Consider the following 19,026-nt stretch of genomic DNA (forward strand, 5'->3'; position numbering starts at 1 on the left):
TTCGAACCTCTTCGTGCGTGTCGTCTCCGCCGTCATCCTTGCACCTCTGTTTCTGGGGGTCGTGTGGTACGGCGGGCCTCTTTTCCTGGTCGTTCTCGCGGTCGCTGCACTGCTCATTCTCAACGAATGGAGCCGCATCTCGCGCTCCGCTGATTTCGTTGCGCTGTTCGCCGGTTTCGGTCTTGTCGTGACGGTCGCGACCGTATGGTGGTCGAGCAATTTCTACGCGCTTATGATACTCCTCGACACGATGATCATCGTGGGATTTCTGTCTCTGCTGTCGGGGCGCCCGCCCTGGAGCGCGCTCGGTGTTCTCTACGCCGGGTTGCCGGTGGTCGCTCTTGCGGAACTGCGTCTTGGAGAAAACGGCTTGTGGGCCGTTGCCGTCATACTGGCGCTCACCTGGGCAACGGATATCGCGGCCTATTTCGTGGGGCGTACGCTTGGCGGGCCGAAACTGTGGCCCAGGGTGTCCCCGAAGAAGACCTGGTCCGGTGCTATCGGCGGGCTTGTCGGCGCAGCCGCCGCCGCTTGTGCGGTATCATTGATCAGTGGAATAGGATCCCCGATGGCGATCGCACTTGTCGCCATCCCGCTCTCCATCGCCTCGCAATTGGGTGATCTCGCGGAATCGGCATTCAAGCGGCATTTTGGAGTGAAGGATTCCGGCGCCCTCATCCCGGGCCACGGTGGTATCATGGACCGGGTCGACGGTCTCGTCGCCGCGGCGGTCGTTGCTTATGTGGTGGGATTGGTGGCCAGTGGCGGCGGTGATCCGTCGCTCGGTCTGGCGACGCTTTAGGAAGGCCGCAGCGGTCGCGCGCACCGTTAAGTGTGCCCGGCGACGAAGCTGATACGGGAACAGGAAATTGTCGGAAACCTTGAATGCTTCACTTGAGCGGCGCGAAAACCCGCTCCGACTTGTCGTGCTCGGCTCGACGGGGTCGATCGGACGTAGCACCGTCGATCTGATTTCGAGACATCGCGAGAGTTTTGAGGTTGTCGCTCTGGTGGCGAACCGCAATGTCGCACGGCTTGCGGAACAGGCCCGAATGCTTCGAGCGCGTCTCGCTGTTGTCGCTGATCCCTCTTGTCTTGCCGCTTTGCGCGATGCGCTTGCGGGAAGCGGCATTGAGGCTGCGGCCGGACCGGCGGCCGTTGTGGAAGCTGCCGCGATGCCGGCCGACATGGTCGTCGCCGCGATTGTCGGGGCGGCAGGTCTGGCGCCGACGCTCGCTGCCGTACGCGCGGGACGAGCGGTTGCGCTTGCCAACAAGGAATCGCTCGTTTGCGCCGGAAAGCTGGTGATGAGCGAAGCGGAGCGTTGTGGCGCGACAATCCTGCCCGTCGATTCCGAGCACAACGCGTTGTTCCAGGTTTTCGAGACCGCGAACGCCGCTCAGGTGGAGAAGGTGATCCTGACGGCTTCGGGCGGCCCTTTTCGGACGTGGAGCAAGGCGGATATCGCGGACGCAACGCCTGAGGCGGCGCTGCGTCATCCCAACTGGGAGATGGGCGCGCGCATAACAATCGATTCCGCGTCCATGATGAACAAGGGCTTTGAACTGATCGAGGCCTTCCATCTGTTTCCGCTCGAGGCAGATCAGCTCGAGGTTCTCGTCCACCCGCAATCGACCGTGCATGGTCTTGTGCAATATTGCGACGGATCGTTGCTGGCCCAGCTCGGGGCGCCGGACATGCGAACGCCGATCGCCCATTGCATGGCGTGGCCGCGGCGCATTGAGGTTGCGACCCGCAGGCTGGATCTTGCCGATCTCGGTACGCTGACCTTCGAGCGTCCCGACCCCGACCGTTTTCCCGCTCTCACTTTGGCGCGAAGTGCCTTGCAGACGGGGCGGGGGGCACCCGTGCTTCTGAATGCCGGGGATGAGATCGCTGTTGCCGCCTTTCTGGAACGTCGGATCCGGTTTGCGGACATTGTCACTGTCGTTGAGCGTACGATCGAGGTCGCCGAACGCGCCGGAGAGCTTGCCGAGCCCGACAGTCTGGATGCGACGCTGGCGCTCGATGCGCTCGGGCGCAGATATGCGCGCGAAGCGGTCGCGGCGGTTGGTGGTGAAAACCGGGCAATGGCGGGCGGCAGACGCTGATTCTGCCTCATTCGCGCCGTTGTGCGGGAAGAATGTGCTTTAGTTTCGCAACTGGTCCCTTCGCCGGCATCGAATTCGGTAACTCTCCTGTGTTACGGTGCTGGACGTTAAGCAGAATGGTTTGGGTGGATGGCTATACTGACAGATATCGGCACGTTGGTTTGGGGATATCTTGTTCCGTTCCTTTTTGTGCTGACCATCGTCGTGTTCTTCCATGAACTCGGCCATTTTCTGGTCGCGCGTTGGTGCGGTGTGAAGGTGGCGGCCTTCTCGGTTGGATTCGGCCGGGAACTGGTCGGATTTGACGACAGGCAGGGCACGCGCTGGAAGATTTCCATGATTCCGCTTGGCGGCTACGTCAAGTTTGCCGGGGACGACAACGCCGCTTCTGTGCCTGACCGCGAAACGATTGCTCAAATGAGCGAGGAAGAACGCGCCGGCAGCTTCTACGCCAAGTCCGTATGGCGGCGAGCGGCTGTCGTCGCGGCGGGGCCGATTGCCAATTTCATCCTTGCCATCGTGATCTTCGCCGCGCTCTTTGGTCTTTACGGTCGCACCTACACTGTGCCGCGTGTGGACTCCGTCCAGGCGGAAAGCGCAGCGGCGGAAGCCGGTTTCATGCCCGGTGACGTGGTCGTTTCCGTTGACGGCGAGGCCATCAGGAGCTTCGCCGATATTCAACGCGTCGTGACAGTGAGCGCGGGGGTCCCGCTCAACATTTCGGTCGAACGCGACGGTAAGCGCGTTGATCTGGTCGCGACGCCGAAGTTGCGGGAGATGACGGACCAGTTCGGCAATGCCCAAAAGGTCGGCCTGCTCGGTTTGCGGCAGAATACGCGGCCCGACGATGTCTACACCGTGGCCTACAATCCGCTCGAGGCGGTTGGCGAAGGTGTGAAGGAGACGTGGTATGTCGTCGCCCGCACCGGGTCCTATATCGGCGGCATCTTCGCGGGGCGCGAATCCGCCGATCAGCTCGGCGGGCCGATTCGTGTCGCGCAGTTTTCGGGTCAGGTCGCGACGCTCGGTCTTGCGGCGCTTCTTAATCTGGCGGCGGTGTTGTCGGTCAGCATCGGGCTCATCAATCTGATGCCGATTCCGATGCTTGATGGCGGCCATCTCCTGTTTTACGCATACGAAGCGGCCTTCGGCCGGCCCTTGCCGGAGAAAGTCCAGGATTTCGGCTTTAGAATCGGGCTCGCGCTGGTCTTCATGTTGATGATCTTCGCGACATTCAATGATGTGAAACATCTCGTGGGGGGCTGACGTCAGAGGGGGAATGGCGGCTTGCCGGCCTTTCCGGCGTGGCGCGGAGGCAACGCTCGCCGCGAATTTCGGTGGAAACTCGCTAAGTGGTTGCGTCCCTTTCCAAAGCCTGTAAAACGACTAGCGTCGATCGGCGTAGCACTCTCGATGCGTGTGCGTTCGCTCCGGGGAATTCCAAGAAAAAGGGCATAGCGTCTCTATGCGCATTCTCAACAAACTGTTCCGGGTATCGGTTCTCACTCTGGCTCTGCTAGGCGTCGTTGCGCTGTTGCCGGGGGGCGTTGGTAACCTGGTTGGATCCGCGGAGGCTGCGGTCGCTCGCGCGATCGTCGTGCGTGGCAACACTCGTGTCGAGGACGAGACGGTTCGGTCATATGTGACCGTGAAGCCGGGGCGTCCCTTTGGACCTGCCGATATCGATGAGTCGATCAAGGCGCTGTTTGCGACCGGGCTCTTCGCCAATGTCGATATCGCTCAGTCCGGCGGCAATCTGGTCGTGACAGTGACGGAAAATCCGATCATCAACCGGATCTCCTTCGAGGGTAACAAGAAGCTCAGCGACGAGGCCTTGACGGGGGTTGTCCAGTCGAAGTCACGCGCTGTTCTGACCCGCGCCCGCATCCAGTCCGACGTCCAGCGTATTCTGGAAGCCTATCGCCGCTCCGGTCGCTTCCGGGCGACCGTCGAGCCGAAGATTATCGATCGCAGCAACAATCGCGCCGATCTGGTCTTCGAGATCAACGAGGGTACCAAGACCGGCGTCGAACGGATCACTTTCATCGGCAACAAGAATTTCTCGGACGGTCGTCTGCGCGATGAAATCCGCACCCGTCAGAGCGGCTTCCTGAGCTGGCTGCGCACGACCGACATCTATGACCCCGATCGTCTCAATGCCGACCAGGAACTGCTGCGCCGTTTCTACTACAAGCACGGCTATGCCGATTTCCGGATTGTCTCGGCCGTCGCCGATCTCGATCGTGAGCAGAACGTCTTCTATGTGACGTTCACCGTGGACGAGGGCGACAAGTACACGTTTGGCGATGTCGATGTGGTCTCCTCGCTGCAGGGCGTCAACAACGATACGCTGAGCTCCTATGTCCGGACTCATTCGGGTGACACCTACAACTCGGAAGAGGTGGAGAAGACTCTTGAGGACCTGACCATCGAGGCCGCCAACCGTGGTTACGCCTTCGCCCAGGTTCGTCCTCGCGCCGATCGCAATTATGAAAATCACACCATCTCGATCTCCTATTATATCGAGGAGGGGCCGAGGGTTTATGTGGAGCGGATCAATATTCGCGGAAACGATCGGACGCGTGAATATGTGATCCGTCGCGAGTTCGATATCGCCGAGGGTGATGCCTACAATCGCGTTTTGCTCGACAAGGCCGAGCGTCGTCTGAAGAACCTCAAGTACTTCAAGGACGTGAAGATCACGTCGGAGCGCGGAAGCTCGCCTGACCGGGTGATCGTGAATGTCGATGTCGAAGAGCAGTCTACAGGTGAGGTCTCGTTCGGTATCGGCTACTCGACGTCGGACGGTGTGATCGGTGACGTATCGCTCACCGAGAAGAACTTCCTCGGTCGTGGTCAGTATGTCCGTGTCGCGGTTGGTGGTGGCACCGACAAGCGCACCTATGACTTCAACTTCACCGAGCCGTTCTTCCTCGGTCGCCGGATCTCTCTGTCTCTGGAAGCCTATCAGCACGTTTACGAAGATAACTCGGTGCGTGACTACACCCAGCGTCAGACCGGTGGTGGCTTTGGGTTCGGTCTTCCGCTTCGCGATGACGAGCTGAAGCTGAACCTCTTCTACAAGATCTACCAGACGAAGATCACGGATCTTTCCAGCGATGCCTCGAAGGTCCTCCAGGATGCTGAGGGTGATTACCTTACGTCGCTTGTCGGATACTCGCTGGTCTATAACACGCTGGATGACAACTCCAATCCGCGTGAGGGCATCTACGCGAAGTTCCAGCAGGAATTCGCCGGTGTCGGTGGCGACTCTCGTTATCTGAAGACAACCGTCGAGGGGCGGTACTATCAGGAGCTTATCCCGGACTGGGGCGTGGTCGGCATGCTCAAGGGCACCGCTGGTCAGATCCAGGGTATCGGCAAGCGCCTGAAGTTTACCGATCAGTTCTTCATTGGTGGCGAGACGATCCGCGGTTTCGAGACCAACGGCATTGGTCCGCGTGATATGGGCAATAGCGATAAAGAGGCGCTTGGCGGGACCTACTACTTCGCCGCGACCGCGGAAGCGACCTTCCCCTTCCCGGGCGTGCCGGAGGAGTTCGGGCTTGCCGGTGCTGTCTTTGCCGATGCGGGCTCCCTGTGGGGTATTGATGACAACCTCAAGTCGAAGGCTGACAAGCTGGTATCGGATGACTTCGATCTGCGTGCCTCTGTTGGCTTCGGCATCTTGTGGAAGTCGCCGTTTGGTCCGCTTCGTGCCGACTTCGCGGTTCCGGTCATGAAGAATGATTCGGACGAGACGCAGATCTTCCGTATCGGTGGTGGCACGCGCTTCTGATCCGCCGCGACGCAACATTCGATCGGCCGTCGCTCAGCAGGGTGGCGGCCGTTCAAGTTTTTGGACAACCCTTATGAATGATCCGGTCTTCTTTCCGGTTCCGGCTCCGGTCTCGGTCAGCCAGATCGCGGCCTGGGCGGAGGCGGAAGTCGTCCGCGGCGATCCCGCAACATTGATTACGGGCGTGGCCCCGCTCGATGCCGCGGATCACGGCACTCTCGTTTTCCTCGACAATCCGCGTTATGCCTCGCAGCTTGAGGAAACCAGGGCTGCGGCCTGCCTCGTGGCGAAGAAATATCTTTCCCGCGTTCCCGATGGTGTCATCCCGCTTCTCGCGCGCGATCCCTACCGTTCGCTGGCAAAGGTCATGGGGCACCTCTACGCCGCCGCCATGCGCCCGCAAGGGGCCTTCGATGGTGGTGAGGCGGTCGTCGATCCCAGGGCCCATGTGGATCCGACCGCGGAGATCGAGGCTGGTGTGCGTATCGAGGCCGGTGCCGTTGTCGGCCCGGGTGTGCAGGTCGGCTCGGGCACGATAATCGGCGCTAATGCGGTCGTGGCCGCCGGCAGCCGGATCGGGCGCGACTGCTCCATTGGTCCGAATGTGACGATCCAGCACGCCTTGATCGGAAATCGCGTCATCCTCCATCCTGGCGTCTGTATTGGGCAGGATGGTTTCGGTTTTGCCATGGGGCTGGAAGGGCACTTGAAGGTGCCGCAGATCGGTCGTGTCGTAATTCAAGACGACGTGGAGATCGGAGCGAACACGACTGTTGATCGCGGCGCCAATCGCGACACCATCGTGGGCGAGGGGACGAAGATCGACAATCAGGTGCAGATCGGCCACAACGTCGTTATCGGTCGCCACTGCGTGCTGGTTTCTCAGGTTGGCATTTCCGGAAGTGCGACGTTGAACGATTATGTGGCGATTGGCGGTCAGACGGGCGTCAATGGACATGTGACGATCGGCATGGGTGCGCAGATTGCGGCGGTCAGTGTCGTGCGGGATGACATTCCTGCCGGCGGGCGCTATGGCGGCGTGCCTGCCAAGCCGGTAAGGCAGTGGTTCCGCGAGATGGCCGCATTGCAGCGCCTTGCCGAAAAGGGCGGCGCGGGAAAAAGCTGATAGGGAGCCGGAAACGGCAAGACTACGCCTGACGCGTGTGGCAGGCGCAAGACGGGACCGACGAGCAAGATCATGAGCGAAGAACAGCAGACGGAGTTGGGCAGCGCCGACATCCTGCGCATCATGCGGATGCTGCCGCATCGCTATCCTTTCCTGATGGTCGACAAGATCATCGAAATGGATGGCGATGAATCCTGCATCGGCATCAAGAACGTTACGATCAACGAGCCGCATTTCCAGGGGCATTTCCCCGGTCATCCGGTCATGCCGGGCGTTCTGCTGATCGAAGCAATGGCTCAGACAGCTGGTGCACTATGCGTCCACGCGCGCGGTACGGAAGGTTCTCCGCAGCTCGTCTATTTCATGACGATCGACGGCGCGAAGTTCCGCAAGCCCGTCGTTCCTGGTGATCGGGTCGAATTCCACGTCAAGAAGATCAAGAGCCGTGGCAGCATCTGGAAGTTCGCCTGTGTTGCCACGGTTGACGGCGTGAAAGTCGCCGAGGCCGAAGTTGCTGCAATGCTGGTTGATGAGTGAGCCTGAAATGACCAAGATCCATTCTTCCGCGATTGTCGAAGACGGTGCGGAGGTCGGGGAGGGCGTTACCATCGGCCCGTTCTGCCATGTCGGGCCTCAGGCGGTTCTTCAAGAAGGGGTGGAGCTGAAGTCGCACGTCGCCGTGGCGGGTACGACGCGCATAGGTGCGCGTACCGTGGTGTTTCCCTTCGCCTCCATCGGCCATCAGGCGCAGGATTTGAAATATCGGGGCGAACAGGCGACGCTGGAGGTCGGCGCCGACTGCATCATCCGCGAAGGCGTCACGATGAACGCCGGTACCGAGGGCGGCGGTGGCCGCACCATCGTCGGCGAGCGCTGCGCGTTCCTCGCCAATTCCCACGTCGGCCACGACTGCGTGCTTGGCAATAACATCGTTCTGTCGAACAACGTGATGATCGCGGGCCACGTTTCTGTCGGTGACAATGTCATCATGGGGGGCGGGGCTGCTGTCATCCAGTTTACCCGCGTTGGCGCACATTCCTTCGTCGGCGGTCTCGCTGGCCTCGAAAACGATCTTATTCCCTTCGGCATGGTCATGGGCAACCGGGCCCGTCTTTCCGGCCTCAATCTTGTCGGCCTGAAGCGGCGGAATTTTCCGCGAGAGCAGATTCATGCTCTGCGCGCGGCTTACAGGGAACTTTTCGACAGCGAGCAGGGCACGCTTCAGGAGCGCGCTGAAAGCGTGAAGTCGGCCAATACGGATGAGCCGCTGGTGCAGCAGGTCGCCGATTTCATTCTGGAGGCCGGCGACAGGCGGATCTGCACGCCGCGTGTCGGCGGCGCGTAGGCCGCTATGCGGGGCGGGGGCAAGCCTGGCTATGGCGGATGAAACCGGGGCGAGTGAAGGTACTCGGACTGCCGTCATTTGCGGCAACGGCGTCTTGCCGGCCGAAGTCATCGCAGCTGCTCATCTGGCCGGGCGCAATCCGCTCGCTGTCGGCATCAAGGGTGAGGCTTCCAGCGCCATAGAGACGGATGCTCCGGCGCTCTGGTTCGACTGGGGAGAGATCGGCCGGCTCGTCAATGCCTTGAAGCGCAATGGCGTACATGACCTCGTCCTCATCGGTGGCGTCACGCAGCGTCCTGATTTCCGCTCCATTCTCGGCGACTTCGGCACCATGCGGCGCTTGCCGCGCATCCTCAAGGCCTTGCGCAAGGGGGATGACGGCCTGCTGAAAGCGGTCATCATGTTGTTCGAGGAGGAAGGGTTCCGCGTCGTTGGCGCGCACGAAATCGCGCCCTCGCTCCTTGCGACGGCCGGTTCGGTTGGGCGTCACTCGCCCGGCGACGATACCTTGCGCGATATCGAACTTGCCAGAGCCGCTGCCAGGGCACTCGGAAGGCTGGATATTGGCCAGGCGGCGGTGGCGGTCAATGGCAGGGTAATCGCAACGGAGGCGGCCGAGGGCACGGACGGAATGCTGCGCCGCTGTATCGATCTGAAGCGCGAAAGACGCGTGCGCTGGAAGGGCCGGGCAGGTGCTCTCGTCAAATGCGTGAAGCCGACGCAGGATCTGCGCGTGGATCTGCCCTCCATCGGGCCCGATACCGTTGAATACGCGACAGAGTTGGGCTTGGCCGGCATCGCTGTCGATGCCGGCCATGTGTTGATTGCGAGCCGGCAGGAAACCGTGACGCGGGCCGATGCGGCGGGCCTGTTTCTCTTCGGCTTTGATGAAACGGCGCAGGAAAGCAGTGACAGTCATGGGGCGGCAGATGTCTGAAGAAGAGGACGTCCGTCCGTTTCGTGTTTTCATTGTCGTCGGCGAGGATTCCGGAGATCAGCTCGGCGCGCGCCTAATGCATGCGCTCAAGCAGCGCTACCCGCGGGTGGAATTCGCCGGCACCGGGGGATTCCGCATGGCCGAGGAGGGGCTGGAAACCATCTTTCCTCTCTCCGACATCGCCGTGATGGGCCTTACCGCCGTGCTGGGGCGACTGCCGACCATCGTGCGCCGGGTTCATCAGACGGTCGATGCGGCGGTGGCGGCCGGGCCGGACGTTCTGGTGATCATCGACAGCCCCGACTTCACACACGCGGTCGCAAAGCGGGTACGCAAGAAAGCGCCGCATATTCCGATCGTCGATTACGTCTCGCCCTCTGTCTGGGCCTGGCGGCCGGGGCGCGCACGCAAGATGGCGGTCTATGTCGATCACCTTCTCGGCATCCTGCCCTTCGAGCCGGCGGTTCATGAGCGTCTTGGCGGGCCTCCCTGCAGCTATGTCGGCCATCCGCTGATCGAGCGTATCGAGGAACTGCGCCCGGCTCCACACGAACGCAGGGAGCCTGGGAAGGGGCGTCCGGTCCTTCTGGTGCTGCCCGGCAGCCGGTCGAGCGAAGTTGGCCGCCTTCTCCAGCCGTTCCGTCAGACGGTCGAGCGTCTCGCTGTCGATATCCCCGATCTCGAGGTCCTGTTGCCGACGGTGCCGCACATGCTTGAACGTGTCCGCACGGAAGTGGCTGGCTGGGCCGTCGATGCGAAGGTCGTGAGCGGGGAGCGGGAGAAATTCACCGCTTTCCGCCGGGCACATGCGGCGCTTGCCGCCTCGGGCACGGTGACCCTGGAGCTGGCGATCGCGGGGGTTCCCATCGCCGTTTGCTACAAGCTCGACTGGTTCTATCGCCGCTTGAAGCAGATCAACCGGTTCGTTCCGATCGTCAAGACGAGTTCCATGGTCCTGCCGAACATCATCCTGGGGCGCAACGTCGTCCCCGAATTTCTGGATGACGAAGTGGATCCGGAAATGCTGGCTCCGTTGCTCGGCGATTTTCTGGGCGATACGGACGTACGGGCAGCGCAGATCAAGGCGTTTGAAGAGATCGAGGAGCGGATGGTGCTTGATAATGGCGAGACGCCGAGTGAACGGGCAGCACGCATCGTTGGCGAAGTGGCTGGCCGATAGGCGCTATCTGTCTTTCCAGAGGTGCCCGGCTATCCGGCAGACGCTCTCTTGCGGCAGAAGCCGTGATCGAGATGCACGGCCGCGATGGCGGGCCACTTTTCCTTCGCAAAACAAAAAGGGCGCCGGAGGCGCCCCTTTCCATATTCCGGTGGTCGCGACCGCTTTAGCGGCGCTGACCGATCGGGGTGTAGTCGCGCTGAGCGGCGCCCGTGTAGAGCTGGCGCGGACGGCCGATCTTCTGGGAGGGATCTTCCACCATTTCCTTCCACTGTGCGATCCAGCCGACGGTACGCGCCAGCGAGAACAGCACGGTGAACATCGTGGTCGGGAAGCCCAGCGCGCGAAGCGTGATGCCGGAATAGAAGTCGATGTTCGGGTAGAGCTTCTTCTCCACGAAGTAGTCGTCCGACAATGCGATCTTCTCGAGCTCCATGGCCACGTCGAGCAGCGGATCGTCCTTGATGCCGAGCTCGGCCAGAACCTCGTGGCAGGTCTTCTGCATGATCCGCGCGCGCGGATCGTAGTTCTTGTAGACCCGGTGTCCAAAGCCCATCAGGCGGAACGGATCGTTCTTGTCCTTGGCGCGGGCGATGTATTCGGGAATGTTGTCGACCGAGCCGATTTCCGCGAGCATGGTCAGCGCGGCTTCGTTGGCGCCGCCATGAGCGGGCCCCCACAGGCAGGCGATGCCGGCCGCGATGCATGCGAAGGGATTGGCACCCGACGAACCCGCCAGCCGCACCGTGGAGGTCGAGGCGTTCTGCTCGTGATCCGCGTGGAGGATGAAGATACGGTCCATGGCGCGGGCCAGAACCGGGTTCACCTTGTATTCCTCGCAAGGCACCGAGAAGCACATGTGCAGGAAGTTCGCCGCGTAATCGAGATCGTTGCGCGGAAAAACGAACGGCTGACCAATATGGTACTTGTAGGCCATGGCCGCGATTGTCGGCATCTTCGCGATCATGCGAAGCGAGGCAATCATGCGCTGGTGCGGATCGGAGATGTCGGTTGAGTCATGGTAGAAGGCGGAAAGCGCACCGACCATGCCGCACATGACCGCCATCGGATGCGCATCGCGGCGGAAGCCGGCGAAGAAGCGCGTCATCTGCTCGTGGATCATCGTGTGGTATGTCACGCGATGCACGAAATCTTCCTTCTGGGCCTGCGTCGGCAATTCGCCGTAGAGCAGAAGGTAGCAGGTCTCGAGGAAGTCGCCGTTTTCGGCAACCTGTTCGATCGGGTAGCCGCGGTAGAGCAGGGTGCCTTCGTTGCCGTCGATATAGGTAATTTTCGACTCACAGGAAGCCGTGGACGTGAAACCCGGATCGTAGGTGAACATGCCGGTTTGCGCATAAAGCGACGAGATGTTCAAAACGTCCGGCCCGATCGACCCTGAACGGACATCAAAGTCCCAGCTGTTATTGCCGAAATTCAAGGTCGCTTTGCTATCGCTCATGAAGAACCCCCTTCTGGAAGAGACCAACGTCCGCGTTTCGTTCAAAAGCGTCATGCTTCGGGACGCGGCGGACAAGCCGAGAGACGGCGGGAGGAAAATTGTCGCGGTCTGCGTACCCCATTTGATGCGGTGCCGCAAGCAGCACTGAAAATTGACAGTGGTGCCCCTGAGGAAGGCTCTCTCAGGGGCATGTTCGAGGTAGGACGGAAAAGGAGAGGTTTCGTGTCACCCTTACGAAGGGGTAGAAATCTGATCCTTGATGCGTCCCAAGGCTTCGTCGCGGCCGAGCACGACAAGCACATCGAAGATGCCGGGCGAGGTTGTGCGCCCCGTTAGGGCCGCTCGGAGCGGCTGTGCGACCTTGCCGAGCTTGACTTCTGCGTCTTGAGCGAAGGCACGCACGGCTGAGTCGGTCGCCTCCACGCTCCATTCGGAAACCGTCTCCAGTTTCGCCAGGACACCCTTCAGAACGGCGCGGCCAGCCTCATCGAGCAGCTTCGCGGCCTTTTCGTCGGGAGCGATCGGACGTTCGGCCCACAAATACCCGGCGCTGTCGGCGAGTTCGGCAAGGGTCTTGGCGCGGTCCTTCAGGCCCGGCATGGCCGCAAGCAGCTTGCCGTCCAGTTCAACGTCTTCATCCAGCCGCTTCAAGATCGCGGTGCCGCCCTCCGCATAAGGCAGGAAGGCTTTCAGCGCCGCATGCAGATCGGCATCATCGGTTGAACGCATGTACTGGCCATTGAGGGCTTCCAGTTTCACGAAGTCGAAACGCGCGGCCGATTTGCCGATGCCGGTGACGTCGAACCATTCCAGCATCTGGGCATCGCTCATGATCTCGTCGTCGCCGTGGGCCCAGCCGAGACGGACCAGATAGTTGCGCATGGCCTGCGGCAGGTATCCCATGGCACGGTAGGCATCGACGCCCAGCGCCCCGTGGCGCTTGGAGAGTTTCGCACCGTCCGGGCCGTGGATGAGTGGAATATGCGACATGACCGGGATGTCCCAGCCCATCGCCTTGTAGATCAACGCCTGGCGGGCGGCGTTGGTCAGATGATCGTCACCGCGGATGATGTGGGTCACGCCCATGTCGTGATCATCCACGACCACGGCAAGCATGTAGGTCGGGTTGCCGTCGGAGCGCAGTAGAATGAAGTCGTCGAGGTCCTTGTTCGGGAAACTGACCCGCCCCTGGACCTCGTCATCAATGACGGTCTCGCCATCGTGCGGCGCCTTGATGCGAACGACCGGGGAGACGCCCTCTGGTGCTTCGGAGGCATCGCGGTCGCGCCAGCGTCCGTCATAGCGCGGCGGCCGGCCTTCCGCACGGGCCTTCTCGCGCATCTCGGTCAGCTCTTCCTGCGTCGCATAGCAATAGTAGGCCTTGCCAGCGGCAACGAGCTCGCGGGCGACCTCGCGGTGGCGCTCGGCGCGCTCATACTGCGAAATCCAGTCGCTATCCCAGTCGAGCCCGAGCCATTTCAAGCCGTCCAGGATTGCGGTGATCGCCGCGTCGGTTGAGCGTTCGCGATCGGTATCTTCGATGCGCAACAGCATCCGGCCACCGCGGCCTCGCGCATAGAGCCAGTTGAACAGCGCGGTGCGGGCACCGCCAATATGCAGGAACCCGGTGGGTGAGGGAGCAAAGCGGGTGACGATCTCGGACATGGGGATGTGTCGGTATCTTTCTGGCGATCTGCAGGTGGCTCGTATGAGTGGGCCCAAAAGCGTCTGCAGACGATTGAACTTGAACGCAAAGTGCCGCCGATAGCGGCCGGCGTTGCCGACGTTTCCGTTGAGGGAAGAAGCGGGTCGGCATCACGGTGCGCGTTGGTGTAGCATAGCGACGCCGCAGGCAGAAGAGCCGCGAGCGACAGGCTGTCACCGCGTCGCTCTCGTGCGAGGTCGGCAGGCAAGCCACGGGCTCGGGCGACCGCAAACGGCCCGAGGTTGGTGAGTTACAAAACCTGGTCAGGCATGGGAGACGATCGCACGCGCCTGATGATCGGTCTGAAACGCCGTATCGGGCAGCGCAGGCGTCCCGGGTCCTTCGACTTCGAGCCAAACGGAATATTCCGGGGAGGGCGCATCCGCCGTCTGTTGGCGCGCCTTGAGCTGGCCCGTCTCTCCTTCGTGGCGGCGATGGCGCACGATCTTGAATACGGGCGCGGTTTCCCCTGGCTCGTTGTCTGTTTCGCCATCGGTGTCTGGGGGTATTTCGAGCTTCCGCGTGAGCCGCAGCCGTGGGCGACCGTGCCGCTCGCCGCATTTCTCGCCATTTTCGCCTTCCGGCGACGCCGGCGCGGTCATGCGGCGATCATTTCGCTGATACTGGCGAGCCTTGCCACCGGAGTGTGCGCCGGGAATGTCAGGACATGGAGCGTCAACGCCCCAAGACTTGTGAAGGATGGTACCCGCTCGGTAACCGGCTGGGTGGAAGAGGTCGAGCCCCGTGAAAGAGGGTATCGACTGACGATCCGTCCTGTGCGGATCGGCATAGACGAAGGAGATGCTCTGCCGCGGCTTGTACGCGTGACCGGACGTGCACAGCCGCCGCCGCGACCCGGCGATGCGATCACCTTCCGCGCGAGGCTTTCCCCGCCGCAAGGGCCGGTTCTTCCAGGCGGCTATGCCTTCGATCGCGCGGCCTATTTCGAACAGATCGGAGCATATGGGTTCATATATGGACGTCCCGAGCCCGCCTTGCTTGGCCGAAGTCCCGGGTGGCGGCTTGAAGTGGTCGCGGCGATTTCGAGGTTGCGCACGCAGATCGGCTCGCGAATTCGCGAGGCTCTTCCCGGCGATTCCGGTGCCATTGCCGCCGCACTCATTGTCGGGGATCGTGGCGCGGTTTCCGAGTTTGCGCAGGAAAATCTGCGCATTGCCGGTCTCGCGCATGTTCTGGCAATTTCCGGGATGCACATGGCGCTGGTTGCCGGGGCAATCTTTTTTGTGGTGCGCGGTGGTCTCGCGCTGAGCCCCGGCCTTGCACTGAACTGCCCGATCCGAAGCTGGGCGGCTGCCGCCGCGCTCGTCGCCGCGACCGCATATCTGGTGATTTCCGGCGCCTCCATCGCGACCCAGCGCGCCTACGTCATGGCGGCGGTGATCTTCGTGTCGATGATTGTCGGCCGACCTGCCGTTACCATGCGGTCCGTGGCGCTCGCAGCGGCCATCGTACTCGCATTGTCGCCTGAGGCCCTGCTCCAGCCGGGCTTCCAGATGTCGTTTCTGGCTGTCATCGCGCTCGTTGCCGCCTATCGCGGTTGGTTCGAATGGCGAAAGGGCTCCCCCCGTATCGATGCGTCCGAGCTTGTGGGCCGTTCCCGGTTGCTTTCCGCCATACGGTTCGTCGGATTTTGGGTTGGTGGGCTTGCCATGACGTCTGTCATCGCCGGGGTGGCCACGGGACCCGTGGCGCTCGCCCACTTCTATCGCGCGAGCCCGCTTGGTCTTGTCGCCAACATGGCGGCGATGCCGTTCGTAAGCCTCCTCATCATGCCGTTCGCTGTCGTGAGCGTCCTCGCAATGCCCTTCGGCCTCGATCCATTGACGCTCCAACCGATGGGCATCGGCATCGATGCGATGCTCGCGATCGCGGGGAAGGTGGCAGGGTGGACCCCCTCTGGGGGTGTCGTCGGTGCCCTGGGCGATTGGCCGGCCGTTCTGTCGGCCGCAGGACTCTTGTGGCTGGCACTGTGGACGTCGCGATGGCGGCTGCTGGGCATCATTCCCGTCGTCGCGGCGCTCGGCGTTGCTGGACTTCACGAGCGGCCGGATATCCTCATCAGTGAAGACGGGCGCACGATCGCCGTTCGCACTCCGCAAGGGCCGCTCGCCGTCTCGACAGGTCCGGGTGGTCGGTTCGCCGCGGAAATCTGGCTCAAGGCCGACGGCGATCCTGCGTCCTTGAGCCAACGCAAGGCCAACGCGCAGGTGATGCGTTGCGACGACCGCGCCTGCGTATTCCAGGTCGCCGGCGCCGGCGACCATCATGGCAGCGAAGGGCAGATTCCGCACGCGGCAGCCCCGGGAACGCCATCTGGAGCATCCATTCCGCTGCCCGGACCCTTGCAGCAACCAGATAGATCGGGAGTGGGACTGACACCGATCGCAAGGAGCCGCGAAATGCGGGATCGTGAAGAGCGCGCGCCCGCCGTCACAGACACAGCTCCTGTCGGCTCGGTACTCGTTCTCTCGCGCGTCGAACGCCCGGAAGCCTTTGACGAGGATTGCAGGCGCGCCGATATAATCGTCACCCATCTTGAAGCGCCGAAAGACTGCGCGCTGCATGCGCTTGTCATAGACACGCGGTTTCTCGAAATGCATGGCGCCGCAGCCCTCTTCTTGAAACGACCCCCTCCAGGCCAACGGGTCCTGAGCCAGCCCAACGGTCCCGTGATCGACGGAAACGACGGCGGAAACGATGACGGCAATCTCGATCGCAATACCCCAGCCGCCGCCATGCGCAGTCTCACGGGTGTACGACGTCTGGACGTCGGGTTCGCGCATTTCGAGAGCGCACGCTCAGGCATTAATCGTCCCTGGCAGCCGTCCGGGAAGCGTTGATCCAGGCAGCTAACAACCGTCCGGATTGCGCCGCACAATTGGGAAAAATGGTGCCGTCGAACCGCGATATCTAACTGCCGGCATGCAGCATCGGAGGTACGCACGAACGCCGCGAAAACAGTAAGATCGGTCCTGAACGGAACGGATGATCATCGCGATGTCGGCAATGTCGTGAGCCGCTTTCCCATGAAAAACACGGGAAACGAAACAACAGTGTTACCCCTTGCTTGGGGCTTGCCGGGCAGATGGGGCCAATGTGCATCAACGCGATGCTACCACGCGGAAAAACCGACTCTTCACTCGAAATAGCGTCTTCACTCGAAATAGCGTTTTACAAAACGTGCCTGGCCATCAAGGTTCCAGCATCGCAAACAGCGCCCGCTCCCGCCGCATTGCCATCTCCCGCCCCGTTATTCTCAGGCGATGCGATCAGAAAAAAGCGGTGACAAGCCTAGTAACGACGGAACAGGGCAGCGAGCTTGCCCTGAATGCGCACCCTGTCGGGGCCGAATATGCGTGTCTCGTAGGCGGGGTTGGCCGCCTCCAGGGCGATCGAGGCGCCCTTGCGGCGCAACCGCTTCAAGGTCGCTTCCTCATCGTCGATGAGGGCGACGACAATGTCACCGCTTTCGGCGGTGTCGCCTCGGCGGATCAAGACGGTGTCGCCGTCGAGAATGCCGGCTTCGATCATGGAATCGCCGCGCACTTCAAGCGCGAAATGATCGCCGTGGCCGAGCATGTCGAGCGGAACGGCAATGGAATGGCTATGCGTCTCGATGGCTGAAATCGGAACGCCCGCCGCGATCCTGCCCATGACGGGAATTGTCGCGACGTCGGAAGATGTGTCGTCCTGCGCCGGGGCCGGTCGCGCCGTTCCTTTTGGCGCCCGGCCGAGCGAGCCTTCAATGACACTTGGGGAAAAACCGCGCCCCCGCTGGGCGGCCAATCCGGGGGAGACGGAATCCGGCAGGCGAACGACTTCAAGCGCCCGCGCCCGGTTCGGCAATCTGCGGATGAAGCCCCGTTCCTCCAGCGCCGTGATGAGGCGGTGGATCCCCGACTTTGATCGCAAATCGAGCGCATCCTTCATTTCGTCGAAGGAGGGCGGCACACCCGTCTCCTTCAGACGCTCGTGGATGAACATGAGAAGTTCGAATTGCTTGCGGGTCAGCATGTATCTTTCGCCTGCGGTCGTCTTGGTACAAAACGCGAACGGCACGTTACACGTTCTATATGTGTTCCGCAAGAGTTAAGGCCGGGTTAACCATCGCTGCGCGCGGTAAGAGGAGCGGAAGGGCCAGGCGAGCCGAACGGACCCTCTGAATGAAGCCGTATAGGCAAGTTACTGGAATAATAAATGAAAAGAATGCGACTGCCTTGGCCCTTTGGGCAGAGAAAGCGGAGGGACATGCCGTTTTATGCCTGCGATGGAGAAGGGAGCGACACGAAAAAGGCCGAAGCATCGCTGCTCCGGCCTGTCCGTATTTCGCAACGTTCGATTCTCTATTCCGCGAAGGCGCGCTCGATAACGAATTCGGCGGGGCGATTGTTCGCGCCCTCGGTGAGGCCGGCCTTTTCAAGGAGTGCCTTGGTATCCTTCAGCATCGCCATCGACCCGCAGATCATGCCGCGATCGGTCGCCGGGTCGAGCGGGGGGATGCCGAGATCGCTGAAGAGCTTGCCGCTCTCGATGAGATCCGTAATACGGCCCTGGAAGGGGTAATTCTCGCGTGTCACCGACGTGTAATGGCGCAGCTTGGAGGGGGCGAGCACTTCGCAGAGCATCTCGTCGTTACGGATCTCCTCAACGAGATCCACACCGTACTTGAGCTCCGCCACCTCGCGGCACGTATGCGTCAGGATCAATTCGTCGAATTTCTCGTAGGTTTCCGGCTCGCGGATGAGGCTCGCGAAGGGAGCGATGCCGGTGCCGGTCGAGAACATGTAGAGTCGCTTGCCCGGAATGAGCGCATCGTTGACCAGCGTGCCAGTCGGCTTCTTCTTCATCAGGATGGCGTCGCCGACCTTGATATTCTGCAGATGCGAGGTCAACGGCCCGTCGGGCACCTTGATGGAGAAGAACTCCAGCTCTTCGCCCCAGGCTGGGCTCGCGATCGAATAGGCGCGATAGAGCGGCTTGCCGTCGATCATCAGGCCGATCATCACGAATTCACCCGAACGGAAGCGGAATTCGGCCGGTCGGGTCATGCGGAACCGGAAGAGGCGCTCGGTATAATGGGTGACCTCGGTTACCGTCTGCACATAGGTGTTTGCCGGCGCGTGCGCGATGAGGTCCTCGGGGCGCGTCATAACGTTCATGTCGAAATCCTGGGCGTCATTGGTCAGCCAGAGCTGCGATCGATCTTCGCGGCCCCTCTGGCGTAGCCGGGGCGGTGAGAAGAAGCGTTCCCGCTCGCGAAAACATGCAATCGATGCCGTTATCCGGTTTCGTGGCCACCACGGCACCCATGGCGGCCATGCCCGCCGATCTTGCTCATACCTTATA

The 19,026-nt window shown here is 61.6% G+C and carries 14 protein-coding genes; 10 read left to right on the forward strand and 4 right to left on the reverse strand.

Translation table 11 applies throughout. From position 1 onward, the window contains the following. Positions 1 to 13 precede the first annotated feature (13 nt). The 9 genes from C8N35_RS12125 to lpxB all read left to right on the forward strand — a co-directional run bounded on the left by C8N35_RS12125 (position 14) and on the right by lpxB (position 10,498). Complete coding sequence (locus tag C8N35_RS12125; protein WP_210203497.1) at positions 14 to 802, forward strand: phosphatidate cytidylyltransferase; 789 nt, start codon at positions 14 to 16, stop codon at positions 800 to 802. A gap of 79 nt (positions 803 to 881) precedes the next feature. Further along, positions 882 to 2,111 carry a 1-deoxy-D-xylulose-5-phosphate reductoisomerase gene (locus C8N35_RS12130; protein ID WP_107989999.1) on the forward strand — a complete coding sequence of 410 codons (1,230 nt, stop codon included), beginning with the start codon at positions 882 to 884 and terminating at the stop codon, positions 2,109 to 2,111. Positions 2,112 to 2,240: 129 nt separating this feature from the next. Continuing rightward, positions 2,241 to 3,377, forward strand: coding sequence for an RIP metalloprotease RseP (rseP, locus tag C8N35_RS12135; protein WP_107989942.1), 1,137 nt, complete (start codon positions 2,241 to 2,243; stop codon positions 3,375 to 3,377). 199 nt (positions 3,378 to 3,576) lie between these two features. After that, positions 3,577 to 5,910: an outer membrane protein assembly factor BamA gene (gene bamA / locus C8N35_RS12140; RefSeq protein ID WP_107989943.1), complete on the forward strand. Its 2,334-nt coding sequence runs from the start codon at positions 3,577 to 3,579 to the stop codon at positions 5,908 to 5,910. A 73-nt stretch (positions 5,911 to 5,983) separates the two neighbouring features. Continuing rightward, a complete protein-coding gene (lpxD, locus tag C8N35_RS12145; RefSeq protein ID WP_107989944.1) occupies positions 5,984 to 7,036 on the forward strand; it encodes a UDP-3-O-(3-hydroxymyristoyl)glucosamine N-acyltransferase in 1,053 nt (350 codons plus the stop codon). 72 nt (positions 7,037 to 7,108) lie between these two features. Beyond that, positions 7,109 to 7,573 (forward strand): 3-hydroxyacyl-ACP dehydratase FabZ, encoded by a 465-nt coding sequence (fabZ, locus tag C8N35_RS12150; RefSeq protein ID WP_107989945.1) that lies wholly within the window; start codon positions 7,109 to 7,111, stop codon positions 7,571 to 7,573. Positions 7,574 to 7,580: 7 nt separating this feature from the next. Beyond that, positions 7,581 to 8,381, forward strand: coding sequence for an acyl-ACP--UDP-N-acetylglucosamine O-acyltransferase (gene lpxA, locus C8N35_RS12155; protein ID WP_107989946.1), 801 nt, complete (start codon positions 7,581 to 7,583; stop codon positions 8,379 to 8,381). A gap of 31 nt (positions 8,382 to 8,412) precedes the next feature. Further along, complete coding sequence (locus C8N35_RS12160; RefSeq protein ID WP_107989947.1) at positions 8,413 to 9,318, forward strand: LpxI family protein; 906 nt, start codon at positions 8,413 to 8,415, stop codon at positions 9,316 to 9,318. Further along, entirely contained in the window at positions 9,311 to 10,498 is a 1,188-nt protein-coding gene (gene lpxB, locus C8N35_RS12165; protein WP_107990000.1) for a lipid-A-disaccharide synthase, read from the forward strand. Before C8N35_RS12160 ends, lpxB begins: the two co-directional genes overlap by 8 nt. Before the next feature lie 163 nt (positions 10,499 to 10,661). Here lpxB and gltA read toward each other — a convergent pair whose 3' ends face one another. After that, positions 10,662 to 11,954, reverse strand: a complete 1,293-nt coding sequence (gene gltA, locus C8N35_RS12170; protein ID WP_107989948.1) for a citrate synthase — start codon at positions 11,952 to 11,954, stop codon at positions 10,662 to 10,664. 231 nt (positions 11,955 to 12,185) lie between these two features. Further along, complete coding sequence (gene gltX / locus C8N35_RS12175; RefSeq protein ID WP_107989949.1) at positions 12,186 to 13,619, reverse strand: glutamate--tRNA ligase; 1,434 nt, start codon at positions 13,617 to 13,619, stop codon at positions 12,186 to 12,188. A gap of 285 nt (positions 13,620 to 13,904) precedes the next feature. On the opposite strand from gltX, the gene C8N35_RS12180 reads away from it, so the two are divergent. Continuing rightward, the gene (locus C8N35_RS12180) at positions 13,905 to 16,520 is read left to right on the forward strand and encodes a ComEC/Rec2 family competence protein (RefSeq protein WP_146177389.1); all 2,616 of its coding nucleotides are present in this window, start codon (positions 13,905 to 13,907) and stop codon (positions 16,518 to 16,520) included. A 451-nt stretch (positions 16,521 to 16,971) separates the two neighbouring features. Here the strand turns inward: C8N35_RS12180 and lexA are convergent, their stop codons facing one another. Together lexA and C8N35_RS12190 are read right to left on the reverse strand one after the other, a co-directional pair. Further along, the gene (gene lexA, locus C8N35_RS12185; RefSeq protein WP_107989951.1) at positions 16,972 to 17,694 is read right to left on the reverse strand and encodes a transcriptional repressor LexA; all 723 of its coding nucleotides are present in this window, start codon (positions 17,692 to 17,694) and stop codon (positions 16,972 to 16,974) included. Positions 17,695 to 18,023: 329 nt separating this feature from the next. Then, entirely contained in the window at positions 18,024 to 18,839 is an 816-nt protein-coding gene (locus tag C8N35_RS12190) for a ferredoxin--NADP reductase (RefSeq protein ID WP_107989952.1), read from the reverse strand. Positions 18,840 to 19,026 lie beyond the last annotated feature (187 nt).

The sequence above is a fragment of the Breoghania corrubedonensis genome, assembly GCF_003053845.1.
Lineage (GTDB): Bacteria > Pseudomonadota > Alphaproteobacteria > Rhizobiales > Stappiaceae > Breoghania > Breoghania corrubedonensis.